Source organism: Acinetobacter sp. 1566109 (assembly GCF_000582255.1).
GTDB classification, from domain to species: Bacteria; Pseudomonadota; Gammaproteobacteria; order Pseudomonadales; family Moraxellaceae; genus Acinetobacter; species Acinetobacter nosocomialis.
In genome coordinates this window covers 1-26,873 of sequence record NZ_JEYB01000011.1, presented here as the reverse complement: position 1 = coordinate 26,873, position 26,873 = coordinate 1, and the positions used below count along the sequence as shown (strand labels likewise).

The 26,873-nt window shown below is 40.7% G+C and carries 26 protein-coding genes; 6 read left to right on the top strand and 20 right to left on the bottom strand.

Features of this window, described 5'->3' with window-relative positions:
* Nucleotides 1–38: 38 nt before the first annotated feature.
* From J582_RS10940 to J582_RS10930, 3 genes are all read left to right on the top strand, one after another.
* Nucleotides 39–1,154, top strand: a complete 1,116-nt coding sequence (locus tag J582_RS10940) for an HlyD family secretion protein (RefSeq protein ID WP_032041318.1) — start codon at nt 39–41, stop codon at nt 1,152–1,154.
* A 65-nt stretch (nt 1,155–1,219) separates the two neighbouring features.
* Nucleotides 1,220–2,101, top strand: a complete 882-nt coding sequence (locus J582_RS10935; RefSeq protein WP_032047857.1) for a 1-aminocyclopropane-1-carboxylate deaminase/D-cysteine desulfhydrase — start codon at nt 1,220–1,222, stop codon at nt 2,099–2,101.
* Nucleotides 2,102–2,217: 116 nt separating this feature from the next.
* A complete protein-coding gene (locus tag J582_RS10930) occupies nt 2,218–3,417 on the top strand; it encodes an NAD(P)/FAD-dependent oxidoreductase (protein ID WP_032047855.1) in 1,200 nt (399 codons plus the stop codon).
* 12 nt (nt 3,418–3,429) lie between these two features.
* Here the strand turns inward: J582_RS10930 and J582_RS25900 are convergent, their stop codons facing one another.
* The 3 genes from J582_RS25900 to J582_RS10915 all read right to left on the bottom strand — a co-directional run bounded on the left by J582_RS25900 (nt 3,430) and on the right by J582_RS10915 (nt 5,854).
* Nucleotides 3,430–3,600, bottom strand: a complete 171-nt coding sequence (locus tag J582_RS25900; RefSeq protein ID WP_000742881.1) for a hypothetical protein — start codon at nt 3,598–3,600, stop codon at nt 3,430–3,432.
* Nucleotides 3,601–3,728: 128 nt separating this feature from the next.
* Nucleotides 3,729–5,399, bottom strand: a complete 1,671-nt coding sequence (locus J582_RS10920) for a mechanosensitive ion channel (protein WP_032047854.1) — start codon at nt 5,397–5,399, stop codon at nt 3,729–3,731.
* Nucleotides 5,400–5,626: 227 nt separating this feature from the next.
* Nucleotides 5,627–5,854 carry a hypothetical protein gene (locus tag J582_RS10915; protein ID WP_002050410.1) on the bottom strand — a complete coding sequence of 76 codons (228 nt, stop codon included), beginning with the start codon at nt 5,852–5,854 and terminating at the stop codon, nt 5,627–5,629.
* A gap of 292 nt (nt 5,855–6,146) precedes the next feature.
* Here J582_RS10915 and J582_RS10910 point away from each other — a divergent pair, with 292 nt between their 5' ends.
* Nucleotides 6,147–6,566 carry a hypothetical protein gene (locus tag J582_RS10910; RefSeq protein ID WP_170318166.1) on the top strand — a complete coding sequence of 140 codons (420 nt, stop codon included), beginning with the start codon at nt 6,147–6,149 and terminating at the stop codon, nt 6,564–6,566.
* A 46-nt stretch (nt 6,567–6,612) separates the two neighbouring features.
* Here the strand turns inward: J582_RS10910 and J582_RS10905 are convergent, their stop codons facing one another.
* On the bottom strand, nt 6,613–7,374 hold the full coding sequence (locus tag J582_RS10905) for a ferredoxin--NADP reductase (protein ID WP_032047853.1): 762 nt from the start codon (nt 7,372–7,374) through the stop codon (nt 6,613–6,615).
* A gap of 85 nt (nt 7,375–7,459) precedes the next feature.
* Here J582_RS10905 and gigC point away from each other — a divergent pair, with 85 nt between their 5' ends.
* A complete protein-coding gene (gene gigC, locus J582_RS10900) occupies nt 7,460–8,347 on the top strand; it encodes a LysR family transcriptional regulator GigC (RefSeq protein ID WP_002050411.1) in 888 nt (295 codons plus the stop codon).
* A gap of 11 nt (nt 8,348–8,358) precedes the next feature.
* Here gigC and J582_RS10895 read toward each other — a convergent pair whose 3' ends face one another.
* The 16 genes from J582_RS10895 to ndhC all read right to left on the bottom strand — a co-directional run bounded on the left by J582_RS10895 (nt 8,359) and on the right by ndhC (nt 25,184).
* Nucleotides 8,359–8,835: an excalibur calcium-binding domain-containing protein gene (locus tag J582_RS10895; protein ID WP_227556610.1), complete on the bottom strand. Its 477-nt coding sequence runs from the start codon at nt 8,833–8,835 to the stop codon at nt 8,359–8,361.
* Between the two features lie 155 nt (nt 8,836–8,990).
* A complete protein-coding gene (locus tag J582_RS10890; RefSeq protein WP_032047851.1) occupies nt 8,991–9,284 on the bottom strand; it encodes a cold shock domain-containing protein in 294 nt (97 codons plus the stop codon).
* Between the two features lie 117 nt (nt 9,285–9,401).
* Nucleotides 9,402–10,037 carry a uracil phosphoribosyltransferase gene (upp, locus tag J582_RS10885; protein ID WP_032047849.1) on the bottom strand — a complete coding sequence of 212 codons (636 nt, stop codon included), beginning with the start codon at nt 10,035–10,037 and terminating at the stop codon, nt 9,402–9,404.
* 100 nt (nt 10,038–10,137) lie between these two features.
* A complete protein-coding gene (gene nuoN / locus J582_RS10880) occupies nt 10,138–11,634 on the bottom strand; it encodes an NADH-quinone oxidoreductase subunit NuoN (protein ID WP_002050422.1) in 1,497 nt (498 codons plus the stop codon).
* Between the two features lie 2 nt (nt 11,635–11,636).
* A complete protein-coding gene (gene nuoM / locus J582_RS10875; protein ID WP_019457080.1) occupies nt 11,637–13,235 on the bottom strand; it encodes an NADH-quinone oxidoreductase subunit M in 1,599 nt (532 codons plus the stop codon).
* A 1-nt stretch (nt 13,236) separates the two neighbouring features.
* A complete protein-coding gene (gene nuoL, locus J582_RS10870) occupies nt 13,237–15,126 on the bottom strand; it encodes an NADH-quinone oxidoreductase subunit L (protein WP_004888613.1) in 1,890 nt (629 codons plus the stop codon).
* Entirely contained in the window at nt 15,123–15,431 is a 309-nt protein-coding gene (gene nuoK / locus J582_RS10865; RefSeq protein WP_000529822.1) for an NADH-quinone oxidoreductase subunit NuoK, read from the bottom strand. Before nuoK ends, nuoL begins: the two co-directional genes overlap by 4 nt.
* Entirely contained in the window at nt 15,431–15,949 is a 519-nt protein-coding gene (gene nuoJ, locus J582_RS10860; protein WP_014205902.1) for an NADH-quinone oxidoreductase subunit J, read from the bottom strand. Before nuoJ ends, nuoK begins: the two co-directional genes overlap by 1 nt.
* Nucleotides 15,949–16,491, bottom strand: coding sequence for an NADH-quinone oxidoreductase subunit NuoI (gene nuoI, locus J582_RS10855; protein ID WP_000276693.1), 543 nt, complete (start codon nt 16,489–16,491; stop codon nt 15,949–15,951). Before nuoI ends, nuoJ begins: the two co-directional genes overlap by 1 nt.
* 18 nt (nt 16,492–16,509) lie before the next feature.
* Nucleotides 16,510–17,526: an NADH-quinone oxidoreductase subunit NuoH gene (gene nuoH, locus J582_RS10850; protein WP_002050372.1), complete on the bottom strand. Its 1,017-nt coding sequence runs from the start codon at nt 17,524–17,526 to the stop codon at nt 16,510–16,512.
* Between the two features lie 3 nt (nt 17,527–17,529).
* Complete coding sequence (nuoG, locus tag J582_RS10845; protein WP_032047848.1) at nt 17,530–20,214, bottom strand: NADH-quinone oxidoreductase subunit NuoG; 2,685 nt, start codon at nt 20,212–20,214, stop codon at nt 17,530–17,532.
* Between the two features lie 11 nt (nt 20,215–20,225).
* Complete coding sequence (nuoF, locus tag J582_RS10840) at nt 20,226–21,557, bottom strand: NADH-quinone oxidoreductase subunit NuoF (protein WP_017394179.1); 1,332 nt, start codon at nt 21,555–21,557, stop codon at nt 20,226–20,228.
* Nucleotides 21,554–22,063 (bottom strand): NADH-quinone oxidoreductase subunit NuoE, encoded by a 510-nt coding sequence (nuoE, locus tag J582_RS10835; protein WP_002050341.1) that lies wholly within the window; start codon nt 22,061–22,063, stop codon nt 21,554–21,556. The genes nuoF and nuoE overlap by 4 nt, the downstream gene beginning before the upstream one ends.
* A 13-nt stretch (nt 22,064–22,076) precedes the next feature.
* Nucleotides 22,077–23,864 (bottom strand): NADH-quinone oxidoreductase subunit C/D, encoded by a 1,788-nt coding sequence (nuoC, locus tag J582_RS10830; protein ID WP_002050296.1) that lies wholly within the window; start codon nt 23,862–23,864, stop codon nt 22,077–22,079.
* Nucleotides 23,865–23,948: 84 nt separating this feature from the next.
* Complete coding sequence (locus tag J582_RS10825; protein WP_002050353.1) at nt 23,949–24,626, bottom strand: NuoB/complex I 20 kDa subunit family protein; 678 nt, start codon at nt 24,624–24,626, stop codon at nt 23,949–23,951.
* Nucleotides 24,627–24,632: 6 nt separating this feature from the next.
* A complete protein-coding gene (ndhC, locus tag J582_RS10820; RefSeq protein ID WP_002050273.1) occupies nt 24,633–25,184 on the bottom strand; it encodes an NADH-quinone oxidoreductase subunit A in 552 nt (183 codons plus the stop codon).
* 427 nt (nt 25,185–25,611) lie between these two features.
* On the opposite strand from ndhC, the gene J582_RS10815 reads away from it, so the two are divergent.
* Nucleotides 25,612–26,873, top strand: a 1,262-nt coding sequence (locus tag J582_RS10815; RefSeq protein ID WP_032047847.1) for a diguanylate cyclase, incomplete at its 3' end; no start/stop codon positions are given.

Below are 26,873 nucleotides of genomic sequence, written 5' to 3'. Positions count from 1 at the left end.
GCTTTCGTTATTGATGAAACAGAAATTGAGATTGATATATGTCAGATGATCAAAATAAACCGGAACAAAGCCCTGCTCAAACATCTAATAATGAGCCAACACCTGCACCTGCAAGCAAACTGATTCCAACAAAACGCTCAACCCTCTTATGGATGTTAGGTGTTCTTATTATTGGTATTTTAGTGATTTTATGGGCATGGAGAATTGGGCCTTTTGCAACGAGTGTACAGCAAACAGACAATAGTTATGTCAAAGGTAAAACCACTGTTTTATCTTCACAAATTAATGGCTATGTTAAAGATGTATTAGTGAAAGACTTTGACCATGTTAAAAAGGGTCAAGTATTAATGCATATTGATGCCACTACTTACGATCAAAAAGTAGCACAAGCGGCTTCAGGCGTTGAACAGGCTAAAAATACTTTAGCTAATCAAACCCAATCCATCGCACAAAAACAAGCTGATATTGTTGCGGCGCAAGCCAAAGTAGATCAGGTGAAGGCTCAATACGAACTCTCTTTAGCACAGCTTAGACGCTATCAGCAGTTAGGAAATAGTGGTGCAGCCTCTAAATCTGAGCAAGATAAAGCCGCAGCAGACGCCGAAAATAATCTCGCAGCCCTTAAGCAAGCAGAAGCGAATGTTTTAGTTGCAAAAGAGGCTTTAAAAACCGCACAGGTCGCAGAAGCTGGCTTAGAAGCACAAGTTTCCAGCGCTAAAGCACAGTTAGACCAAGCGCAAACCACCAAAGACTACAGTGTCATTGTTGCTCCAATGGATGGTCAACTTGGTGAAGTAAACCCTCGCGTTGGGCAATATGTAGCAGCAGGCTCACAGTTACTCTACTTAATTCCACAGCAAACTTGGGTGATTGCTAACTTTAAAGAAACCCAAATTGCCAATATGCGAATTGGTCAAAAAGCATGGTTTACAGTCGATGCTATGAACCACAAAAAATTTACAGGCCATGTTGAGCAAATCTCGCCTGCTGCGGGTTCCGAGTTTAGTGTTTTAAAGCCAGACAATGCGACAGGAAACTTTACCAAAGTTGTTCAACGTATTGCAGTGCGTATCACCATAGACCCAAATCAGGAAGGAATGGAACACTTACGCCCTGGCATGTCAGTGATTACTTCTGTCGACACAAGTTCTTAATCAGCTTTTTAAAGTTCTTTGTAAAAAGCTACAATGTGATCATTCATTATTTTTCTCAATTTCTAATGTTTGATCACATTGCCCAACCTATTTCCTATCAGCACATTGAACTCCCCTCATCTGTTCATCTCGATATTAAAAGGATAGATCTAATTCATCCTCAAATTTCGGGCAATAAATTTTTCAAACTAAAATACAATCTGCTTGCCGCAAAACAACAAGGTCTATCAACTATTTTGACTTTTGGTGGGGCTTACTCAAATCATATTGCTGCAACTGCTTATGCAGCTCACCTTTTTGGCTTACACAGTATAGGAATTATTCGCGGTGAAGAGTTAGCGAGTAAGCCTCTCAACCCCACCTTGGCAAAAGCTCAAAGTTTAGGAATGCAGCTACATTTTGTCTCACGCAATGAATATCGTTTGAGAGATGATGAAAACTTTCTTCAACAGTTAATTCAACAGTTTCCTGAAACATACATAATCCCTGAAGGCGGCACCAATAAGTTAGCAGTTCAAGGTTGTCAGGAAATTCTTAGTCAGAGTGATTTAGAGAAATATGATGTGATTTGCTGTGCGGTAGGAACTGGCGGAACAATTTCAGGTCTTATTGAAAAAAGTTCAACACATCAAAAAGTCTTAGGATTTTCAGCTTTAAAAGGCGACTTTTTACAACAAGAGATTCGTCGGTGGACTAAAAAACAAAATTGGTCGCTAACAGATGCTTATTGCTGCGGTGGTTATGCCAAAACGTCACCTGAACTATTTGCATTTATTAAAGGTTTTGAAGCGCAATATGCTGTGCATCTTGAACCGATCTATACGGGAAAAATGATGTTCGGTTTATCCGACCTTATAAAAAATAATTACTTTTCCGAAGGAACTCGTATTCTCGCTATTCATTCTGGTGGTTTACAGGCAGATATAAGAAATAAAACGGACCAATAATTCACTCTTTTTTAGTTAACGTTTTCTCTACCATCATAAATGTCTTTAGCACGAGTAAGGGCTGACATGGTAGTATATGCCCCTTTTTAATTTTCACGATTAATCGAGAATCTCTTATGTCTAACAGTCATGTCGATGTCATTGTCTTAGGTGCAGGCGCTTCTGGACTCATGTTGGCTGCACATGCTGCTAAACGAGGACGCTCGGTTTTAATTTTAGAAAAAGCCAATAAAATTGGTAAAAAGATTTTAATGTCGGGTGGAGGTAAATGTAACTTTACCAACCTGTATGTAGAGCCTGACAACTATATTTCTCATAATCCACACTTTGTCATTTCTGCCCTGTCACGCTATAGCAACTGGGACTTTATTGGTCTGGTATGTGATTATGGAATTGCCTATGAAGAACGTAAACACGGCCAATTATTTACCCTAAACGGCGCTAAAGAAATTTTAGAGATGTTGGTGAGTGAGTGTAATAAAACCAACAATGTTGAAATCCAGACCCATTGTGAAGTTGGGCAGATTGATCCATTAGAACAAGGCGGTTTTTCTGTACACACCAACCAAGGTCGATTTAACTGTGAGTCATTAGTCGTTGCTACAGGCGGTTTATCTATTCCGACTTTGGGTGGGTCTGGTTTTGGCTATGAATTGGCACAAAAATTTGGGCATACAGTTTTCCCAACCCGCGCTGGTTTAGTCCCCTTTACTTTTTCGGATCATATTAAAGAAGTCACCACACGCTTAAGTGGTAATGCTTTAGATGTCACGTTAAGCAATTCAAAAAATAGCTTTACTGAAGCGTTATTATTTACCCATCGTGGATTAAGTGGGCCAAGTTCTTTACAGCTTTCTAACTACTGGAATACCGGTGAAAGTTTTAAAATTGACTTTTTCCCAAGCCAAGATTTAACGACTTATTTAAAAGATAAAAAGAAAGCACAGCCTAAAGTTTTATTACGTACCCTTCTTAATGAGTTTACTGCGAAAAGTATTGTACAAGAGCTACAACAACTCATATGGCCCGAGCATAGCGAAATGGCAATTGGTAATATGAGTGATGCACAGCTAGAACATATTGCCGAGCAGTTACATGGTTTTTCAGTTAAACCATCAGGCACTGAAGGATATCGTACTGCCGAAGTTACCTTAGGTGGAGTTGATACAACCGAAGTTTCATCTAAAACACTCGAAAGCAAAAAGCAGAAAGGACTGTTCTTTATTGGAGAAGTACTTGATGTGACCGGCCACTTAGGAGGCTATAACTTCCAATGGGCTTGGTCTTCTGCTTATGCAGCAGCACAATATGTTTAACTGTTGAATACGCTAATTTGCTGCTTTCGCATCACTTGATGATTTGTCAGCATCACGTGTATGTGTTGTTGCCTGTTTTGATGAATCAGATTTGCTAAATACAAATTTATAAGCACTTGCTAAAAAACCTACGGTAATCCCAGCAATTACAACAGGTGCTAAAAAACGACCAGGCTTCTTCATCGTATTTTCCTCACTTATTTGTTTTTATAGCTGTCAAAGACAGAACGACCACTCAATATAGAGTGGTCGAACTTATCACAAAAATCAAAGATTTTTTGTACTGTTTATCTGAAAATTAGTTACACCTACTAAATTTCATCATTTTCGCCAGTAGAACCAAACGGTTTATTTACTGGTGGTTGTGATGGATTTACTTGTGCAGAATCAGCTGGTTTTGCATCAGATGAAACTGTTGTTGATGGTGCAGTTGTAGTCGTTGACGGAGTTGAAGCCGAAGACGTACTTGCTGTTGTAGTAGAAGGTGGTTGATATAAAGGATTTGGTTGATTAGCTTCTTTTTTCGCTTTATCAAGCAAGTCAGACAGCAATCTTTCAGCTGGTTGACGACCACCTAAACCAAATGCAAGTGCGAAAGCCACTGCAACTGCACCTAGAGTTAAGCCAAATGCAAGGTTCACAATCGAATCAGCAATACCCATCGCTTTTAAACCAAGCGCAAGGACTAAACCAATAATTAAGACACGAACCAAACTACCTAACCAACGTGAACTATTATATTCACCGCGTTGCACCACATTTGCCACAACATTGGCAAGCCAGAAGCCAATAACCAAAATTACAGCGCCCAATAGAATGTTTGCACCGAAATGGATAAACATTGCAATTAGACCACTAATCTGTTCAAAACCAAGACGGTCAGCAGCTTCTGAAACTGCAAACAGCATCGTAAAGAACACGATTAACCAACCCACAGCGCCAGAAACTTTAGTTTGACCTAAAAAGCGTTGTACATCTAATTTTGCAGGGATTTCATCAACACCTGTTCCCGCAATCAGTTCGGCAACCAAGCGTCCAACAAAACGAGAAACAATATAAGCAACCAGTAAAATTAATCCAGCAGCAATAATGTTTGGAATCGCTTGCAAGATTTCATTGAGCATTGCTGTCGCTGGCTGAGAAATAGTCTCAATACCTAAAGCTTCAAATGCCACAATTAATGTCGTAATGATAATAATGGCAAAAACAAAAGAACCTAAGAATTTGCCTACATTTGAGTTTTTGAAAAGACCAATTTTTTCAGCTTGCGCTTGAACACCCAAGCTATTGATTAGGCCTTCAACAATACCGCGTACAATTTTTGCCAAGATATAACCAACAAAAACGATAACGCCAGCAATAAAGATATTTGGTAAGAAGGCGATTGCCTCATTCACCATATTTTGAACAGGAATAAGTAAACCTGTTAATCCTAAGATTGAGAGAACAATAGGAAGGAAAAGTAATAATACAAGCCAGTAAAGAATTTCACCAATATTCTGGCTAATTCCCCCTACCCCTACTTCACTACTTAACTTGTCATCAAGTTGCGTTCTGGATAGCACATTTGTAATTCCTGCCCGCACCAGTCGAGCAACGATCCAGCCAATGAAACCCACTACCACGGCAGCAATGATATTTGGAATATAGACGAGTACCTGATTCACCATATTGCTAAATGGCCCACTCACTCCACTAATGTTGAGCACATTTAAAGCGGCGACAACAGCAAGAATCAGAATAAACCAAAATATGACTTTGGAGACGAGGCCTTCTATGTTGGGAGTACGTCCTGTAGCTGAAGATAATTTGGCATTCGTATTTAATTTTTGCAGAAGTTTTTTTACCCCTGCCGCAACTAATAAAGCGATTATCCAGCCAACCAGTAAGATGACAATTGCAGCTAAAATAGGATGAAACTGATCCCAGTAATACATCGCATCAAACTGAGCGCCGCGAGGCCCATTAAAAAATTCATTCATATTGTTATGTCCTCAATTGTTATGTTCTTTTCAGTGTTATCAATAAATGAAAAACACCAGTTCGTTGTAAAAAATGACGATAAATGCGGTCTATGTCACCTTATGTTTTGAATATTTTTCAATCAACATTCTTCTGCATAAATACAACAAATTGATGCAAAAGATTGCAAAAAAAGCCTTCAGGGCACATCCTAAAGGCTTTCTATAGATATATACTGGTGAGCTTACTATCCTTTGTAAGTTTTCAAATCAGAATTACCCATCATGACATGTGGTGTAGTCTCATGTTGAAAAGCCGCTTCTTGTTTTGGTGATTGGTTATGTTCAGCAACCATATAAACAATAAGCGCAAGAAGAAAAAGCCCTACAATAATTAAAATATAAACTGGCAATCTTCTTTTTTTTGCAGTCTCTTCAGGACTCGTCACATGAGGTGGTTTTGAAAAATCATGCATCTTCTTTCCCCTCTTCTATTATCATTAACTTTATATTCATCATAACAATTTGATTTGTTGCATTGTGTGAAAAAGCATTATGCGAAGGTGACTAGGTTTGCAAAACTCTACTTTAAAAAAAATAATTTTAGTATAAAATTTAGCCACTCTATTTTTGACTATATAAAAAATATTCTGACTTTATTCAAATTCTTTTGCGAAGTTGGATTTGTAATACAATATGTTTTAGCGCTTACTTTTTATAAAATAGGCTATAATAAGCCCCCTTGTTTTAAAGCTACTCAATTTTATGATGTATCGTCAGCAAAGCGTAACTCTTGATCTCGACACTGACGTCACACATCAATGTTATTTGCATCAGACAAGAGATGACCATCTCATTGGTATTATTGAATTTAATAAGCCAAGCTATGAGCTCAAATGGGGTGATCTTGAGTATTTCCGTCGCCGTACCGAAGAGTTCTCGGTCATGCCATTCCCTGAATGTGTTAATGCGATGATTGTTGATATTCGTAATATCAATGTATTTCTGGACAACGAAGTGCCTATTTTACCATGGCGTTTACTTGAAGAAGACTGCCCTGTTCGTTTGGTTGTTCCTCAAGATCGTCTTGAATATTATGCGGGGCTTTTTGAGCCAACTTGGCTTTCAACAGATGTAGACAGTGCAATTTCAGAAATTCGTGAATTTATGGATATGTTTGTCCATTAATAAACATATCCATAAAAATTCTCTAAAATATTTTTACTTTCGGTTTTTACCAATAATTCTCTACTGCAATATTTCCCTCACCACGACGATTCATCGTCAAACCGCGGCGTTTTAAAGCCTCTTTGGTATCGTCAACCATTTGTGGGTTTCCGCATAGCATGACATGACTGGTTGCTGAATTAAGTTCCAGACTTGCTGCTTTTTCTAACTCACCATTTTCAATTAATATCGGTAAACGTTCATGCAACGGCGCAGATGGATCTCGGGTAATAATTGGAATAAATTTAAAACCTACATGCCCTTCGCCAAAAGTTTCGGCAATCTCTTGAATACGGTCAACATAAGCCAATTCATCTGTTGTACGTACACTGTAGACCAAATTAATCTTTTGATAATTAGACCAAGTTTCAAAGTCTTGTAACATTGACAAAAATGGAGCCAAACCAGTACCTGTTGCCAATAACCATAAATCATGCGGTAAAGGTTGCTGATAACGCGCCAAAGTCAGATAGCCATATGGAATTTTTTCTAAATATAGCTCATCACCGACTTTCAAATGCTGTAGATTCGAGGTGAAGGCACCGTCTGGTACAACAATTGAGAAGAACTCTAGCGTTTCATCAAATGGAGAAGACACCACCGAATAAGCACGAACAACCAGTTCCTCCCCCACCTTTAAACCTATACGCGCAAACTGACCTGCGGTAAATTTAAAATGTGAAGGGCGAGTCATGGTAAAGCTGAAAAGTGTTGGGGTCCAACGATGAACAGATAAAACTTTTTCTACGCTAAATTTTTCAATTGACATGATTTCAACGTGGCATGAAATAGTGCGCTCATGTTAGCATGACAGCCGAAATAATGAATACTTTTAAACGTTAAGGCTTTTAAACATGCGGATGACATTACGCCAGTTGGCTGTTTTTGTAGCAGTCGCCCAAGAAGGAACCGTTACTAAAGCCAGTGATGCGGTCAGACTGACGCAAAGTGCAGCAAGTATGGCTTTAGCTGATTTAGAAGACGGTTTAGGTGCTCCTTTGTTTGATCGTTTAGGGAAGCGCTTACAACTAAATGATCTTGGACGTTTTTTACTTCCACAAGCATTAGAGATATTAGGGCGCTGTGAAGCTTTTGAACAAGCTGCAAAAGGTGAGTTACAAAGCATTGACCTTCGTATTGGGGCGACCCTAACTATCAGTGACTATTTAATGCCTGATTTAATGGCTAACTTTTTACAGCGTCATCCGCAAGCACATTTACAACTTCAAGTAGGTAACACACGCCAAATGATTGAAGCTGTGAATCAGTTCCAATTAGATTTAGCTTTAATTGAAGGTTCTTGTCACTTACCTCAACTCCAATGTATTCATTGGCGCGATGATGAATTAGCAGTGTGCTGTTCACCAGATCATCCTTTAACACGTTTAAATCGCCCACTTACACCTCAAGATTTTCATGACATAGAATGGATATTACGTGAGGAAGGTTCTGGTACTCGAGAAGTCTTTGATAATGCTATTTTGCAAGATCTACCCGATGCCAACATTCGCTTAACGCTTGGTCACAATGAAGCAATCTTAAAAATAGTGGCAGGTGGTTTAGGAATGTCTTGTATTTCTAGATTAGCAATTGAACCTTTAAGTGAAAAAGGTCAGCTCGTCATTTTAGATACACCATTTTGGCAACTGACCCGTCCGCTTTATATGCTGGTGCATCGCCAAAAATATCAAGGTCCGGGCCTTAAAGCATTTTTAAAATTCTGCGATGAAGATCAGGCTTAAAGCCTGATTTTCTAATGCCATCGTGAGTCATTTTCACACGGCTCACCGTCATGATCACCATCCATTTTAGTGTTGGGACAATTTCTTACAAACCAACGTGCTTCTTCTAAAGAATGCATTTGCGAACAATACTCACGCCCATCACAATGAAAAACTAATGTTTCATCATTTACTCGTTCCGGGGCTGGAGCTGTTTGAGAAGCAACTGTTTGAGGAGTAAATGCTAAAGCCTTTTTCGTTTTCTCAGTAAGTTGAACATCCGGTAATTTACCCAAAGCTGCACGCTGTTCCTTAATAATCTGCTTCTGTTGCTGTATTAATAATTTCACTTTCTCATGTGATGCACGTTGTTGAGCCTCCTGACGATAGTGCAATACCATAAAACTTACACACGCAACAATGACTAAGACAATAACGGTAAATATACTGATGTATTCACTTGGACTCAGCTTGAATTTGCTGCGTTTGATTTTTCCCCGTTGATTCATATTTCCCCTTTTTTTAATTTTATTATTCGTTTTAAGAAAATTAAGGGAAACTTATATCTCCCTTAATGCTAAATCTCTTAATTTTTTTAAACACCAACCAAAGTAATTGCTTAATACATTATTTAAGTAATTTTAATGCATAAGACTTAGTTCACCTAGCGTCGGAAATTTGACAATAACTCACTGGTGATCGCTTTATTGTGTTCCGAAATTTTATTTTTTTTAGTTTTTGCAGGGTTTGGGTCAACACGCTCAATTTTGATCGCTTTAAATTTCCCCTGATTATCCGCTGCAAGAAATCTTACTTTTTCATTTCTTTTCGGCTCACCTTCTGATGCAGGGAAATCAGAAATATGAAAGAAAATATCTCCTTCAATGGTTGAAATAAAACCAAATCCCTTATCGGCGTTATATTGTTTTACTCTTCCAACATAAAACTCTTGCTTCATGATCTTTCCCCTATTTTTTCCCATCCAATCGTTGCGGTAAATAAAAAGAGACTTTCAATTCCGCTCTTAAAAAAATATACGGTTTGATGAAGTCTCTTTTTATTGCTATGTCAAAAATTAATCTTTTTGAACACTACCAAAAATCTTGTCGCCAGCATCGCCTAAACCAGGAACAATATAACCTTGTTCATTTAAGCCATCATCAATAGATGCAGTATAAAGCTGAATATCAGGATGTGCTGCTTCTACTTTTGCAATTCCTTCAGGAGCTGCAACTAACACCATAACACGAATATCTTTACAACCACTTGCCTTTAGCACATCAATGGCAGCAACTAAAGAATTACCCGTTGCTAACATTGGGTCAATAATCATCGCAATACGGTTAGCCACATCTGGAACTAACTTCTTATAGTAAGTACGTACTTCTAAAGTAGCCTCATCACGTTCAAGACCTAACACACTGACTTTGGCACTTGGAATCAGGTTAAGTACGCCATCAAGCATACCAATACCTGCACGTAGAATTGGTACAATCGTTATTTTTTTACCAGCAATACGCTGAGTAGTAACATTGCCAGCCCAACCTTCAATCTCACAATCCACAACTGGTAAATCTTTGGTTGCTTCATATGTCAATAACATAGTCACTTCTTGAGCAAGCTCACGGAAATTCTTAGTACTGATGTCAGCACGACGTAATAAACCTAATTTATGACGAATAAGTGGGTGACGAATTTCTTGAATGGCCACAGATGTTACCTAAAAATATAAAAACGTATTTATTATAATCTTTTTTTAACTATCAATAAAAAAAAGCCTCCATATTTGGAGGCTTTTTTGTACACAAGAATTATTGCTGTTGTGAAAGCATGAAATGTAATGGAGATAAAATTTCTGCTTTTAACGCCAAATTAATCATTGGATCTGGATATACACCCAAAATAATTACTAATGCAGCAGCAGCCAACACCATTAAACCACCCACTTTTTGTCCCCAATGTGCATCAGCATCAATACGAGGAGTTTCAGGTGGAGTCATATACATAACAACCATCACACGTAAGTAGTAATACAAACCAATACCACTACCTACAATAATCATTGCAGCTAAGAACCAGTGTTGAGTCGTTACAGCAGCCATAACAACCAAGAACTTACCAATGAAGCCTGCTGTTAATGGAATACCAGCCAAAGATAACATCATGACTGTTAATGTCGCTGTAAGTACTGGACGACGCCAGAACAAACCACGGTAGTCTGCAAGGCTTTGTGCTTCATCTACGTTGTTATATGGGCTAGACATTAACGCTACTGCACCAAAGGCACCAATAGTTGTTAAGACATAAGTCACCACATACACAGTTACGCTACCTAAGCTTGCATATGTCATGCTGATTAAGGCAATTAACAAATAACCAAAGTGAGCAATAGATGAATAACCCAAAATACGTTTTAAGTTCACTTGACGAACAGCGAGCAAGTTACCGACTAAAATTGACAATACAGCGATGATTGTCAAAACAGTCACTAGCGAGTTCACCATGATTGCGCCAGAAGCAAGCAAATAACGTACGAACAAACCAATTGTCGCAACCTTAGCAGCAGTCGCTAAGAAAGTTGCCATTGGAGCTGGAGCGCCTGCATATACATCTGGTGTCCATTTGTGGAACGGTGCAAGCGATAATTTGAATGCAACAGCAAAGATAATGAGTGCTAAACCTAATAACACCATTGGCTGTTTGATTGCACCAAATAAAGCTTGAACAGAATCATAGAATGAAAGCGAACCAGTATAAGCGTAGATATACGCCATACCCATCAACAACATTGCAGAAGCTGTTGCAGAAAGCACAAGGTACTTAATGCCCGCTTCAAGCGATTGACTACGTTGATATGTATAAGCAAGTAAGCCATATACAGGAATCGACATTAACTCAAGGCTAATGAAGAAAGATGCATAATGAGAACTTGCAACCATCAACATTGCACCAGCTACAGAAGCAAGTAACAGAAGATAGAGTTCTTCGCGGTTGTCTTTATAAGTCTCGATATAAGCATGAGACAAAGTACAACAAGCCAATGATGCAACTAGAATCATGAACTGATAGAACAAAGTAAATGGATCAACCATAAACATGCCCATCACATTTGCCGGTACAAATTTACCGCCAAATAGTTCTAGCAAGATATAAAGTGCAGCAAGGTTTAAACCGACAACAGAAGTTGTTGCGATTAAATTATGGTTACGTTTAATTGAAATTAACAACATGACGACGACTGTTGTCAAAGCAACAATCATCACCGGTGCTAAAGGCATAAGCGTAGAGAATGATACTGTGAAGTTCATGATTATTGGATCTCCACATGGTCAAGTTGAGTAGCTGTTTGCTGAACAGTTTCAACGACTTCTTGTACTGGCACATAACTATTGACCAACCACTGCATACTTGAATGAGATACATCCAAGAATGTTTGTGGGAAGATACCAAGCCAAACGAGACCAATCGCACAAATCATCAAAATAACAACTTCACGAGCAGATAAGTCTTTTAATGGACTAGTGTAGTGTTGCTTTTGTTCAGGGTTTGGCTCACCAAATAAAGCACGGTGAATCAAGATCAAGCCATATAAACCTGCAAATACAAGGCTGATAGAAGCAAGAATCGTGAAGGCAGGATATTTATTAAATGAACCCATCAAAATCAGGAATTCACCAATAAAGTTACCTAAACCAGGCACACCAACAAGAGCAGCTACGAAGAACATTAAGAAGAATGGTAAGTATTGGAGTTGACCACGAAGACCACCCATCAAACGCAAATCACGTGTATGCAAGCGCTCGTAGATTTGACCAGACATAATGAATAATGCAGCAGATGACAAACCATGTGCCAACATCATGATCATTAGACCTTGGAAGGTCAAAATATTACCTGCATAGATTGCAAGTAAGATGAAACCCATGTGTGAAATCGACGTATACGCAAGTAAACGTTTCATGTCAGTTTGCTGGTAAGCACACCAAGCGCCGTAGAAAATACCAATCAAACCGAAAATAATCGCAATATCTGCAAACTGTGCAGAAGCTGCCGGGAAGAATGGAATTACAAAACGGAGCAAACCGTATGCTGCTGTTTTAATCAAGATACCAGCCAAGTCTACAGAACCTGCTGTAGGAGCTTGAGCATGGGCATCTGGTAACCAGCCATGCAATGGGAAAACTGGTAACTTCACTGCAAAACCAATAAAGAAGCAGATCATGAAACCATATGCGAAGCCAGCAGGTAAACGATTCGCTACAGCTAATAAATAGTTGTAATCAAAACCGATCATACCTGTCATCATGTAACCATAGACCACAAGGCCAAGGATACCGATTAACATCACTAAACCAGCGATTTGCGTATATAAGAAGAACTTAGTTGCAGCGTAAACACGTGAACGGCCGTTTGAACCTTTATGACCCCATAACGCAATCAAGAAGTAGATTGGTACAAGCATCATCTCCCAGAAGAAGAAGAATAGGAACAAATCGATTGCCAAGAACACGCCAATAACGCCACCTAAACTCCATAATAAGTTTAAGTGGAAGAAACCAACGTTCTTTTGAATCTCACCCCATGAACAACCAACAGCAAGTACACCAAGTAAAGCTGTTAACAAAACCATGAGTAAAGACAAGCCATCCACTGCTAAGTGAATGCCAATACCGAGAGATTTAATCCACGGTAAATAAAACTCAGCTGACCAAGTTGGGACTTTTGAGCCCAACTCATAGGTATAAGTACCACTTTGCCAAAGTGCAAGACCTAGGCCCAAAGTAATGAGCATACCAATTAAGGCGATCCAGCGTGGCAAAGTTTTGTCGAGTTTATCGACTAACCAACAAGTAAAACCTGCAATGAACGGAACAAGGATCAGCGCGGGTAAAATTAAATTGTTTTCCATTTTATTTCCCCACTACCTGAATAACGATCAAGATCATCAATAACACCACTACACCGAGTGACATGCTTGATGCGTATTCACGCAATGAACCTGTTTGACGTGAGCTTGTAAAACTGTTTCCGCCTTTAACAAGCGCAGGAAGCACAAGCCACAAGCTATCAATTGGATCACGACCAAATAGTTTGGCGAAGAATAAATAAGGTTTAACAAAAACGATGTCATACAACGCATCGAAACCAAATGCAGTACGACAAATATGAGCTAAGCCAGCACCAAGACTTGTTTGAGCAAACGATTTCACTGCACCGTAAGCAAATGCAAATAGACCAATACCAACAGCTAAACCAACAAGCGCAATGCCTACAGCTAAATGCTCTGCCCCATGCATGCCTTCTACAAATTGTTCAGCAACATGGAATTCAGGAATTTTTGCTGTATTTAAAATACCAGCTACTGGACCTTTTAATGCAGCACCCACAAAAGTAGACAATACTGCCAAGATACCTAATGGCGCCCAGTAAGTTGCACCTTTAATCTCATGATAATGCGTATTTTCTTTACCGAAGAATACAACCCAGATTAAACGGAAGGTATAAATTGAAGTCAGGAATGCACCTGCTACACCAGCCCAATATAAAGTGTGGTATAGAGCAATTGATTGACCTTGTACCCAAACTTCACCAAGAATCGCATCTTTTGAGAAGAAGCCGATTGTTAAGAATGGAATCGCTGCTAATGCACCGCCACCAATCGCGAAACATGCAAATAGGAATTTGTTTTTGTAGAACAAACCGCCCATTTTGAAAATGTTCTGTTCGTGATGGTAAGCAAGAATAACTGCACCAGAAGACAAGAATAATAATGCTTTGAAGAATGCGTGAGCTAACATGTGGAACAGGCCAGCTTGATACGCTTCTGCACCTACAGCCATAAACATATAACCAAGCTGACTCATTGTTGAGTAAGCCAAAATACGTTTGATATCTGTTTGCACGAGAGCAGCAAAACCTGCAACTAATAAAGTTACAGCGCCTGTTACCGAAATGAATTGCATCACTTCAGGTGCAAGCTCAAATACGCTAAATAGACGGCAGCATAAGTACACACCAGCCGTTACCATTGTTGCTGCGTGGATTAATGCAGAAACAGGTGTTGGACCTGCCATCGCATCTGCCAACCATGTTTGCAATGGAATTTGAGCAGATTTACCAGCAGCACCTAAGAACAACATTAATGCAGTCCAGATAGTAAGTGACGAACTCTTCGTCATGACTTCTGCTGCGTGTTCAACGATGTACTGAGTATTAAGCGTACCAAATTGTTGGTAAAGCAAGAATAAAGCGATAAGTAGGAATACATCACCTACACGGGTAACTGTAAATGCTTTGATCGCTGCCCAACCATTTGCAGGGTTTGCATAATAGAAACCAATCAGCAAGTAAGAGCATAGACCTACGCCTTCCCAACCTAAGAATAACAACGCTAAGTTGTCACCCAATACAAGCACAAGCATGCTTGCAACGAATAGGTTGAAATAAGAGAAGAAGCGCGCATAACCTTCTTCACCACGCATGTACCATGATGCAAAGATGTGGATTAGGAAACCAACACCTGTGATCATGCCCATCATGAGTAAAGATAAGCCATCTAAATGTAAGCTAATGCCAGGAGCGAAACCACCAACATTGAACCATGTCCAAAGGTTTTGAACAAAAACCTGTTGGCCGCTGTTGGTAAATGCCATACCAGCAATCAATGCAAATAATGCAGATAAACCTACAGAACCCACACCGATAATTGCTGCAACATTTTCAGAGAGCTTATCACGCCCTGCCGCCAATAAAATAAAACCGATTAGCGGAAATAATACTGTTAGATATAAATAACTCATCCGCGCATCTCACTAGCAGCATCCACATCCAAATGATGGAAGCGATGATAGAACTGAAGGACAATCGCAAGACCGATACACGCCTCTGCCGCAGCAAGGGTTAAAATCAGAATGAACATGACTTGTCCATCTGGTTGTGCCCATACGCTACCCGCAAGAACGAATGCTAACGCAGCAGCATTCATCATGATTTCAAGGCTCATTAACATAAATAGTAGGTTGCGTCGCACCATTACACCGTAAAAACCGAGTGCAAAAAGAATGGTTGCAACAATCAAACCATGTTCTAAAGGGATCTGGCCCATTATTCTTTTTCCTCTTCTGCACCTGGTTCACGTTTACCTAAGTGGTATGCTGCAACAAGGGCTGCTAGCAATAACATCGCGGCAACTTCAACCAATAATAAGTAGTGAGTAAAGAGCGCTTGACCAACAACTTTTGGTCCAATTACTTGTGCTCCAAGTGGTGCAGAGATGGTTGTATATTCACCACCAAGCATCCAAACTAAAAGCAAGCCAAGTAAAAAGCTCATGAGTGCTGGATATGCCCAAGCATCTGAAGAAAGCCATTTACGCTCTTGTTCCACAGTGTGTTGCCCTAAGTTAAGCATCATCACAACGAATACGAACAAGACCATAATCGCGCCAGCATAAACAATGATTTCGAGGGCGCCAGCAAACGGCGCACCTACGATCATGAAAATACCAGCAACAGCTAGTAATGAAACAATCAGACTAAGCAATGCATGTACAGGGTTCGTGTTAGTCACTACACGAACCGTAGAAACGATGGCCACGAGCGCCATCAAATAAAACGGCCACATCATGGTAATAGACTCCGTACATCGATTGGTGCACTTTCTTTTTGTGCTTGACCTTTCTCTTTACCGTTAATTGCCATACCAGTTACACGGTAGAAGTTGTAGTCTGGATATTTACCTGGACCTGAAATGAGTAAGTTTTCTTTCTCATATACGAGGTCTTGACGTACGTATTCGCCCAACTCGAAATCTGGAGTTAACTGAATCGCTGTCGTTGGACATGCTTCTTCACACATACCGCAGAAGATACAACGAGAGAAGTTGATACGGAAAAACTCCGGATACCAACGACCGTCTTCTTTTTCAGCTTTTTGCAGTGAAATACAGCCAACTGGACATGCAACCGCACAAAGGTTACATGCCACACAACGCTCTTCCCCATCTGGGTCACGCGTCAAGATAATACGACCACGATAGCGAGGTGGTACAATTTCCTCTGCTGGTACTTCTGGATAAAGAATTGTGTCACGTTTACGGAAACCATGGGTAAATACCATGAATAACGTCCGAACGATTGACCCAACTCCAGCTAGAATTTTATACATTTTGTACTCCCTGCTGTCTTAGGCCTGATTCATCAGAATCACAGCACCAGTTACCAATAGGTTAACCAACGCCAGCGGCAAACAAATTTTCCAACCGAAGTTCATGACTTGGTCGTAACGTGGACGCATTAAAGAACCACGTGCCAATACAAACATCATTACGAAGAATGCTGTTTTAATCACAAACCAGAACACTGGTGGAATAAATGGAATTTCTAAATTGAATGGCGCTAACCAGCCACCAAAGAATAAAGTCACGATCAATGCAGAGATAAGTACGACGTTTACATATTCAGCAACGAAGAACATACCCCATTTCATACCGCCATATTCAACATGGTAACCTTCAGCCAATTCTTGTTCTGCTTCAGGTTGGTCAAATGGGTGACGGTGAGTTACCGCAACACCAGCAACCACGAAAATCAAGAAACCTAAGAATTGTGGAATGATGAACCAAACGTCACGTTGAGCTTCAACAATTTCACGAAGGTTAAATGAACCAGCGATTGCAACTACGCCCATTAACGAGATGCCCAAGAACACTTCATAAGAAATTGTTTGAGCAGCTGAACGCAAACCACCGAGTAATGAATATTTGTTATTTGATGACCAACCACCGAATAACACTGCATAAACCGCAATACCAGCCATAGCCATAAAGAACAACAGACCGATGCTCATGTCTGCAACACCCAATGCAGGGCTTACAGGAATAACCATGAACGAAAGCACCGCAGTTGCCATCGCAACTGCCGGAGCTAAACGGAAAGTTAATTTATCGGCAAATTTTGGTGTCCAGTCTTCTTTGAACATGATCTTAAGCATGTCGGCAACGATCTGGAACATACCACCAGGACCAACACGGTTTGGACCATAACGGTCTTGCCACCAAGCAAGTAAACGACGCTCAATAAAAGACATCAATGCAGCAACAAGTACAACGACAAGCAAAATCACAACTGCTTGAACCACTGCATAAGCAATTGGCCAGTTCTCAGCCCAAAGTGGCGTTTGACGTATAATTTCTTGATTCATGAATTACACTCCTAATGCCACTGAAACAGGCTCAGCTAAGGATACTGTCGGTGCTAAACCAACTGGGTAACCGATATAACCTGTAGGTAAATATTCAATTACTTGTACAGGTAAGCTCACTGTAGTTTCGCCTGCTTTAACTGTAATACGTTGACCTTCTTGTAGGTTCAAACGCGTTGCGTCTTGTTCGCCTACAGCAAATACAGCTTCAGGAATACGAGTTTCCATTGCAGGTGTTTTAATCGTGAATTCACCAGAACCAAAAATATGGTGCATTGGTACAAGACGGAAGCTTTCAGGGTTTGCAACTACTGCAGTTGGAGCAACATAGCTACGTGCTGGACGTTTTGCTAAACGGTCAAATAAACGAACGCCTGAATCACCACCTTTTAAGTGACCACCCACTTCATCTTGGTATTTGTTCCAAGATTGTGGAGAGTTCCAACCTGGCGCCCACGCAAATGGTACAAGCGAAGAAGCTTTTTGCGGACCTACATAACCTTCCATAGAGAATGTTAATGCTGAATCTGGGTCTGTCGGTTGCTTAGGTTCATGAACCGATAAAGGTGCACGAATTGCTGTACGACCAGAATAGCGACGTGGTTCACGAGCAATTTTCAAACCATGTACACGGTAGCCTGCATCTGGTGCAACATCTTGAATTGCTTCAAGTACCGGAACATTTTTAACGATACTTTCAATCACGTCATCAAGCAATGTCCAATCAACTGGCTTACCTTTAAGACCAGTTTCAATGGCATGCAACCAACGCCAAGATTCTTTAATCGCGTATTCAGGTTTGTAGTAGCTTGGATCGTAAACTTGATAGAAGCGCTGAGCACGACCTTCTTGGCTTACAACAGTACCATCACCTTCGGCAAAGCTTGCTGCTGAAAGCACAATATCCGCCTGTTTCACAGTTTCTGTTTCGCTGTGATCAAGCACGATTACTGTTTCAGCTTTATCAAGTGCTGCTTTAACTTGAGCAGCTGGTAAACGACGGAACAAGTCATTTTCAACAATAACAAGTGTGTCGTAGTCTTGAGCAAATGCTTGTTCAAGGCTTAAGCCACCAAACAATGCCAAGCCCATAGAGTTCACTTCAGGAACTACAAGGCTTAAACCAGCTTTTGAGCCAAGGTTTTGCGTTAACTCTGCTGCAGCTTCCATAATTGAAGCATCTTGCAAGCTCGTACCCGCAATAATTAACGGTTTGTTTGCTGCTTTTAAAGTGTCTGCAATAGTTTGAGCAAATGCTTTTGCATCGTCATCTAAACCATTAACTGTTTCACCTTTAACTGCCGCAGCAACTGCAAAACCTAAACGCGCAATGTCATTTGGAGAGGCAACAACTTCACCAGTTGCAACATCAGCAAGACGAGTTTGAGTTGCAGCCAAAATATAGATCGGAGATTTCGCTTCCTGACCAATACGTTGTACTGGTTCAGCCAACCAATCTGGCGTACGTGTTTTTGCAGCCATTTCGCGAGCTTTGTTTTTCGCAGCTTGACGAACTGACAAAGCCATACGTGGTGCAGTTTGGGTTAAATCTTCACCCAAAATTAATACTGCATCATAGCTTTCAATTTCACGCATGTTCGGGTTGTAAACACCTTCTGTTTGCATGATTGAAGCAGCAAGTTCAACAAGTTTTTGCTCTTTTTGTGCAACACCTGTTGAGTAGTTTGCCTGGCCTACAAGTTCACGTAATGCATAGTTTGATTCTAAGCTTGCACGTGGTGAACCGATACCTAAAACTTTTTTACCTTCAAGTTTCGCAATTGCTTGATCTAAAGCTTGGTCAACAGAAACAGTTGCTACTGTTTCGCCATTACGGAACTGAGGTTGACATGGACGATCTGCACGGTTTACATAACCTGTGCCAAAACGGCCTTTGTCACAAAGGAAGTATTGGTTAACCGAACCATTGAAACGGTTTTCTACACGACGGATTTCGCCATAACGCTCACCCGGAGAGATGTTACAACCTGAAGAACAGCCATGACACACGCTTGGTGCATATTGCATATCCCATTTACGGTTATAGCGCTCTGAATGAGTCTTATCGGTAAATACACCTGTTGGACATACTTCAGTCAAGTTACCAGAGAATTCAGATTCTAAAGTGCCTGATTCTGGACGACCAAAGTAAACACGCGATGCATTGGCAAACACACCAAAGTCTGTACCGCCCGCATAGTCTTTGTAGTAACGAACACAACGGTAACAAGCAATACAACGGTTCATTTCATGCGCAATGAATGAGCCTAGTTCTTGGTTGTAATGTGTACGCTTAGTAAAACGATAGCGACGACGGTCATGACCAGTCATTACAGTCATATCTTGTAAATGACAGTGACCACCCTCTTCACACACCGGACAGTCATGTGGGTGGTTGGTCATTAAGAACTCAACGATAGATTCACGAAAATCCGTTGCTTCTTTGTCTTCAATCGAGATATAGGTATTGTCAGATGCTGGTGTCATACATGACATCACAAGACGTCCGCGCGTATCTTCAGGATTTGCATACTGAGTTACAGCACATTGACGACATGAACCAACAGAACCTAAGGATGGGTGCCAACAAAAATACGGAATATCAATGCCAAGGGATAAACATGCTTGTAGCAAGTTTTCTGATCCATTGACTTCGTACGATTTTCCATCGACATGAATTGTAGCCATAGTCGAATCCCTTAAGCTTGTTCTACGTTGCTAGTTTGCACGACAGGACGATTCGTCACTTTCGCTTCAAACTCGCTACGGAAATGTTTGAGTGCGCCCATAAGCGGCTCCATCGCACCTGGTGCGTGGGCACAGAAAGTTTTACCAATCCATAACTTACGAGTAAGTTCTTGTAAATGATCGATATCTTCTTTCTTACCTTCACCTGTTTCAAGTGCTTTAAGCGCTTTAACAGCCCATGGCAAACCATCACGGCACGGTGTACAGAAACCGCATGATTCACGCGCAAAGAATTCTTCAAGATTACGGGTCAACGACACCATACATTGAGTCTCGTCTACCACCATCAATAAACATGTTCCTAAACGAGAACCTGCTTTCATAATGGTTTCAGCATCCATTGGTAAATCAATGGTATCTGCAGGTAAAAAGTCAGTTGACGCACCACCTGGTAACCATGCTTTAAGCTTTAAGCCTTCACGCATACCACCGGCATGATCTTCGATTACTTCACGTGCAGTCGTACCAAATGGTAGTTCCCAAAGACCAGGGAATTTAACTTTACCTGACGCACCATAAATCTTAGTGCCTGGATCTTTTGATTTACCAGCTGATAAACCGATATACCACTCTGGACCACGAAGCATGATTGCTGGCAAGTTGTTATAAGTTTCAACGTTGTTCACAATCGTAGGACGCCCCCATGCACCAGCAACTTGCGGGAATGGCGGTTTAGTACGTGGGTTAGCACGACGACCTTCAAGTGAGTTAATCAATGCAGTTTCTTCACCGCAGATATAACGACCTGCACCAGTATGCACGTGTAACTCGAAGTTCCAGCCAGAACCTAAAATGTTGTCACCTAAGTAACCTTTAGCGCGAATTTGCTCAAGCGCCTCATTTAGATATTGAGCAGCTTCGATGTATTCGCCACGAATGAAGATATAGCCTTGAGTTGCTTCTAAGGTATAACCTGCAATTAACATACCTTCGATCAATTGGTGAGGAAGTTTTTCCATCAACAAACGGTCTTTAAAGGTACCTGGTTCCATCTCATCGGCGTTACAGATCAAGTAACGTGGGCCACCATCGTTTGGCGCCATAAGAGACCATTTGATCCCTGCTGGGAAGCCTGCACCACCACGACCTTTTACAGTTGCAGCTTTAATGACTTCAAGCACTTCAGCAGGTTTCATGCCTAATGCTTTTTTAAAGCCAGCATAACCTTCAAGTGCTTCATAGTCGTCAGCGCTATGTACGGCATCTTGTTTGCTTAAACGCCAAGTCAGTGGATGAGTTTCCGGATTACCGTCGCCATAAATTGGTTTTGGTTCAGTATTCATACATACTTCTCCAATAACTGTTTGACTGATGTCACTTCAACTAAACCGTGAGTATCTTCATCAATCATTAACGTTGGGCCTTTGTCACAGTTGCCTAGGCAGCAAATTGGGAGCAGTGTAAAACGACCATCTTGTGTCGTTTGACCAAACTGAATACCTAATTCACGCTGGAATGCTTCAGCTAATGTTTCAGCACCCATTAAGAAGCAAGCAATTGAGTCACAAAGCAAAATTACGTGACGACCTACAGGCTGGCGATAGATACGGTTGTAGAACGTTGCTACACCTTCTAAATCTGCCACACTAATCGTCAATAATTGTGCGATGGCGTTCATTTGAGCATCATCTACCCAACCGTTACGGCGCTGTACGCACTTTAATGCATCTAAAGAAGCTGCACGTGGGTATGGATAGTGACCAATGTGATGTTCAATTTCATGGATTTCTTCAGCAGTCAAAATCCCTTCAACATTCACACGTGGTTTTTTATCAGTCAGAATCATCATTTTGCGTTACCTCTTAGCGATCCACGTCAGCCATAACCACGTCAATGGTCGCCAGATAAATGATTAAGTCAGACACTAAACTGCCGTTAATCACTGAAGGAATTTGCTGTAAGTGAGTAAACGTCGGTGTACGGATACGAGTACGATAACTCATCGTTGCCTTATCCGAAGTCAAGTAATAAGTACTTGCACCTTTCACAACTTCAGTCATGAATGACGCTTCACCAGCAGGCATGACAGGACCCCATGACACGCTCAAGAAGTGCGTAATCAAAGTTTCAATATCTTGTAACGTCTTATCTTTTGGTGGTGGAACAGCCAATGGGTGATCCGCTTTATATGGACCAGAAGGCATGTTATCCAAACACTGTTTGATAATTTTGAGTGACTCAGTAATTTCACGGAAGTGAACAAGAACACGAGCGTAAGCATCGCCTTCATACTCAACTGGCACATCAAAATCAAAGTTTTCATAGCCACTGTATGGACGATATTTACGAACGTCGAAATCAATACCTGTTGCACGTAAACCAGTACCAGTTACACCCCATGCAAGCGCAGATTTTGCATCGTATTGAGCAACATTACGTGTACGACCAATAAACACAGAGTTTTTAAGCGCAGCTGTGTAGTATTCGTTGAGACGTTTTGGCATCCACTCTAGCAATTCTTTAACAAGTTTTTGCCAGTTATTTGGAAGGTCGTGTGCTGTACCACCAATACGGAACCATGCTGGGTGCATACGGTAACCCGTAATTGCTTCAACAATGTCGTATACTTTTTGACGGTCTGCGAACATATAGAATACTGGTGTCATACCACCGGCATCCTGAATTGCCGTACCACAGTAAAGTAAGTGGTTATTAATACGGAACAATTCGTTCAACATGACACGAATCACTTGTGCACGCTCAGGAACTTTAATTCCTGCAAGCTGTTCAACTGCCATTACATATGGCATGTTTTGCGCACAACCACCCAAGTAGTCAACACGGTCAGTATAAGGAATGAAAGAGTGCCATGTTTGACGCTCAGCCATCTTTTCCACACCGCGGTGGTGATAACCGATATCAGGAACACAGTCTTTCACTTCTTCGCCATCTAACTGCAATACAATACGGAACGCACCGTGTGCAGATGGATGGTTAGGACCCAAGTTCAAGAACATGAAGTCTTCATCAGCGTTACCACGCTTAAGACCCCAGTCTTCAGGTACAAAGCGTAAATGTTCCTGTTCGAAATCTTGCTTCGCTTTGTCTTGCATATACGGCGTATATTCTGTCGCACGTGCTGAATATTCTTTACGAAGCGGGTGACCTTCCCAATAAGTTGGCAACAAGATACGACGGAGCATTGGATGCCCTTCGAAATTGATACCGAACATATCGTAAGCTTCACGTTCATACCAGTTGGCATTTGGCCAGATATTTGTCGCTGTCGGGAGGCTAAGATCATTTTCGTTCAAGGCAACCTTGATACGAATGTCACTATTACGCTCAAGCGATAATAAATGATAGAACACAGTGAAGTCAGATGCTGGTAAACCATCACGATGTTGACGTAAACGCTCATCCATCGCTGATAAGTCAAACAGCATTACATAAGGACGTTCCACTTTACGCAGGAACATGAGGACTTCTTGCACGCGTGCGCGCTCAACCCAGACTGTTGGAAACTCTTCAAAAGTCGCCTGCACATAGAAGTTCTCACCAAACTTGGTTTTGAGCTCTTCTACGATTGCAAATGCTGGGCGTGAATCAACTGGTGTTGATTCTGGCATAGCAATGTCAGTTTCAGCCATTGGCTTGGCTTCCTATTTAATACAAATTCTGTCAATTTTCTCGATGAACATATCGGTCAGATATGTCAAAACACCGTCAAAAAATTATTTAATCTCATCCATAGAGCGTAAGTTTTTAACGGCAATACGCTGCGCATTCTTACGATCACGTTCTGGCATCATCTTTGGCTTATACACTGGCTGAAGATCATCACCAATCACGGCAGAAAGCGGGCGTCGCTCTAATTGAATCTGGTCTTGCAAAAGCATTAACGCTTGAATTAATGCTTCAGGACGAGGCGGACAACCTGGGACGTACACGTCAACAGGAATAATTTTGTCTACACCTTGTACTACTGAATAGATGTCGTACATACCTCCAGAGTTTGCACAAGCACCCATTGAAATAACCCATTTAGGTTCTAACATTTGTTCATACAAACGTTGAATAACCGGAGCCATTTTTACAAAGCAGGTACCTGCAACAATCATCAAGTCAGCCTGACGAGGTGAAGCACGGATAACCTCTGCACCGAAACGGGACAAGTCATGCACGCCTGTTAAAGTCGTTGCATATTCAACGTAACAACATGAGGTACCAAAGTTAAATGGCCACAAAGAGTTTTTACGTCCCCAGTTTACTGCTGTATGCAAGACATCCTCTAAACGAGTCATGAATACGTTTTTATTCACTTCCTCTTCAAGCGGATCAGTCACAATTTGGCGTTCTTGCAATGGGTATTGATCAGCATCCGGATTCGCGCGGGTCAGAGTATATTTCATCCCGACTTACTCCTTTTCAGATGACAATGCAGGTGTAGTTTTTGACTTAACACGACCTGATGATTGGGCTGGAATCTGGCCAGTAGGGTCAGTTACGAGCTCTTCAATAGAGTTAAAGCGTGTAATTTCAGCAATGTCCATTGTTGGTGAACCGACTTTAATCTTCTCACCAGCTAATTTACGGCGATCTGCCGGTGCCCAACTTAAAGCACCTACAGAGAAGGCATAAACAAGCGCAATTAATAGATCAACGACAAAGATTACAACAGTGGTATATCCCAACCACCCTACTTCACGCACAGAAGTAGACCATGCATAGAGGTAAAGGGCCTCTAAGTCGAAAACCACGAAGAAAATTGCAACTAGATAGAACTTTGCAGACAGGCGAATGCGAGCGCCACCAGCACTCACGACACCTGATTCAAACTGCTCTTGCTTAGCACGTCCCCACGATTTTCCCCCGAGGAGTAAGGGAACTGTGAGCATAAAGACGCAAAGAAATGTAACGCCGATCACGAAGGCGATAATCGCCCAGTCGTATGGAGTAATGGCACTCATGCGGGGATAACTCCTGGCAGGCCTATTATTTAACAAAGAATGTATGTATTGGCCTTTGAATACACCAAACACAAAATTAATCCCGCCAATTGTACCTGATTTCTAATTTCGCATGCTAGTTGAAGCGTCTTAGTCTTTTGGATGATTTTCCAATCAAAAGTATTGTTCTATGTCTTGTAGAGGGGGTTTCACCGCTTATAATCGGTTTATTTGATAGTTTTCTTAGTTGTAATGATTTTTTTCATTTTTTGATTTTTAATATTATTTGCACAATTGCTCAATCGGTCAAAATAAACACCTTACTTTTTTATAATATTAGACTGTTTTTTATTGTATTCATCTTCCCCTCTGAATTATGATGAATGTTTAATCATGCATTAATATTTTATTACTCTTGGATAAGAGTGTTTATCATTAAGGGCAGCTGATGCCATACTCACTTCGTGAATTTTCATTTTCTTCTTCCCTGAAGTTTTTTTTCCTATTTACTCTCATTATTTCAATATGCTGCTTTATTGGAATTGCATCTCGCCCCCTTAGTTTTCTTGCATTTTTCTGGCCTGCTAACTCCGTATTTTTAGGTCTACTCATTCGATTTCCACAAACACGACAAGTCGGTAGTTTTGCAGGAGCTTTTATCGGTTACATGATTGCCGATTTAGTTAAGGGCACTCCTCTTTTTCTCACCCTTATTTTAACTGCCTCAAATTACCTATATGTCGTCATGACATTAGCACTTGCAATGTTATTTGGCCGTTATATAAAAGCTGCCTATCGAGGCTATTCTTACTTGGTTTTATTTGCTCTGTGCGGTATTGGTAGCATAACCGGTGCTTTTTTTGCAGCAACTTTTGTACCGATGTTTAATACCAAATTTATGATTGGCAGTTTTTGGGCTGAATTTGGTTATTGGGTCACATCAGAACTTCAAAATGCCTTACTGTTATTGCCAATCATTTTAAATTCCCCTCCTTACCTTAAAATAAAAAACTACATTAAAGGTAATCAAGTATATGTAAAGGCTGTTGATTTTCTGCCTTTATTGGCTGTCCTCATTTCAATAGCTGTCAGTTATTATGACTCAGGTCCAGGTTCCCTACTCTATCCAATTGCCGCATTAATCTGGTGCGCTATACGCTATAAACCCATCATTGTGGCTCTCATTACCTCTTTTACGAGTGCGTATATTATTTATCATGTCTCTGGTCATTATTTATTACTGTATCCACAAGATTATTTAAGCAATACTATTTCTATCCGTATAGGGCTAATCATGATGACCATTGCACCACTTACTGTTTCCAGTATTAGTGCACTTCATTCTGAATTAATTCAAAAATTACAACATGCTATTGCCCATGATGAACTCACATCGAGTTTAACTCGACGTCAGTTTTTACAATCGGTTCGTTTACTCCAAGAAAAAGTACAAAAAGAACATAAAACCTCTGCATTTTTTATGTTGGATGTCGACCATTTTAAAAAGGTGAATGACAGTTATGGTCACTTGATTGGTGATAGAGCCTTACAAACCTGTGTAACCACTATACAAAATATTCTGCACCCTCATGACTTACTGGGTCGTTTTGGAGGTGAGGAATTCGCAATTTTCATTCCTGACACGACTAAAGAAGCTGCTTTTGAACTTGCAGAAAGAATACGCATTAAAATTAGTCAGCAACCAATATA

Bases quoted from the DNA above. Each gene is read 5' to 3' on its own strand.
- J582_RS10940 (WP_032041318.1), top strand. From the start codon at position 39: ATGTCAGATGATCAAAATAAACCGGAACAAAGCCCTGCTCAAACATCT.
- J582_RS10825 (WP_002050353.1), bottom strand. From the start codon at position 24,626: ATGAAATATACTCTGACCCGCGCGAATCCGGATGCTGATCAATACCCA.
- gigC (WP_002050411.1), top strand. From the start codon at position 7,460: ATGCGGATGACATTACGCCAGTTGGCTGTTTTTGTAGCAGTCGCCCAA.
- nuoG (WP_032047848.1), bottom strand. From the start codon at position 20,214: ATGGCTACAATTCATGTCGATGGAAAATCGTACGAAGTCAATGGATCA.
- J582_RS10935 (WP_032047857.1), top strand. From the start codon at position 1,220: ATGTTTGATCACATTGCCCAACCTATTTCCTATCAGCACATTGAACTC.
- nuoH (WP_002050372.1), bottom strand. From the start codon at position 17,526: ATGAATCAAGAAATTATACGTCAAACGCCACTTTGGGCTGAGAACTGG.
- nuoN (WP_002050422.1), bottom strand. From the start codon at position 11,634: ATGAACTTCACAGTATCATTCTCTACGCTTATGCCTTTAGCACCGGTG.
- nuoF (WP_017394179.1), bottom strand. From the start codon at position 21,557: ATGAATACTGAACCAAAACCAATTTATGGCGACGGTAATCCGGAAACT.
- J582_RS10890 (WP_032047851.1), bottom strand. From the start codon at position 9,284: ATGAAGCAAGAGTTTTATGTTGGAAGAGTAAAACAATATAACGCCGAT.
- J582_RS25900 (WP_000742881.1), bottom strand. From the start codon at position 3,600: ATGAAGAAGCCTGGTCGTTTTTTAGCACCTGTTGTAATTGCTGGGATT.
- J582_RS10905 (WP_032047853.1), bottom strand. From the start codon at position 7,374: ATGTCAATTGAAAAATTTAGCGTAGAAAAAGTTTTATCTGTTCATCGT.
- J582_RS10915 (WP_002050410.1), bottom strand. From the start codon at position 5,854: ATGCATGATTTTTCAAAACCACCTCATGTGACGAGTCCTGAAGAGACT.
- J582_RS10920 (WP_032047854.1), bottom strand. From the start codon at position 5,399: ATGAATGAATTTTTTAATGGGCCTCGCGGCGCTCAGTTTGATGCGATG.
- nuoI (WP_000276693.1), bottom strand. From the start codon at position 16,491: ATGTATAAAATTCTAGCTGGAGTTGGGTCAATCGTTCGGACGTTATTC.
- nuoE (WP_002050341.1), bottom strand. From the start codon at position 22,063: ATGATGATTCTGACTGATAAAAAACCACGTGTGAATGTTGAAGGGATT.
- nuoL (WP_004888613.1), bottom strand. From the start codon at position 15,126: ATGAGTTATTTATATCTAACAGTATTATTTCCGCTAATCGGTTTTATT.
- J582_RS10930 (WP_032047855.1), top strand. From the start codon at position 2,218: ATGTCTAACAGTCATGTCGATGTCATTGTCTTAGGTGCAGGCGCTTCT.
- nuoM (WP_019457080.1), bottom strand. From the start codon at position 13,235: ATGGAAAACAATTTAATTTTACCCGCGCTGATCCTTGTTCCGTTCATT.
- J582_RS10895 (WP_227556610.1), bottom strand. From the start codon at position 8,835: ATGAATCAACGGGGAAAAATCAAACGCAGCAAATTCAAGCTGAGTCCA.
- ndhC (WP_002050273.1), bottom strand. From the start codon at position 25,184: ATGAGTGCCATTACTCCATACGACTGGGCGATTATCGCCTTCGTGATC.
- nuoK (WP_000529822.1), bottom strand. From the start codon at position 15,431: ATGGGCCAGATCCCTTTAGAACATGGTTTGATTGTTGCAACCATTCTT.
- nuoJ (WP_014205902.1), bottom strand. From the start codon at position 15,949: ATGTGGCCGTTTTATTTGATGGCGCTCGTGGCCATCGTTTCTACGGTT.
- J582_RS10910 (WP_170318166.1), top strand. From the start codon at position 6,147: ATGTATCGTCAGCAAAGCGTAACTCTTGATCTCGACACTGACGTCACA.
- nuoC (WP_002050296.1), bottom strand. From the start codon at position 23,864: ATGGCTGAAACTGACATTGCTATGCCAGAATCAACACCAGTTGATTCA.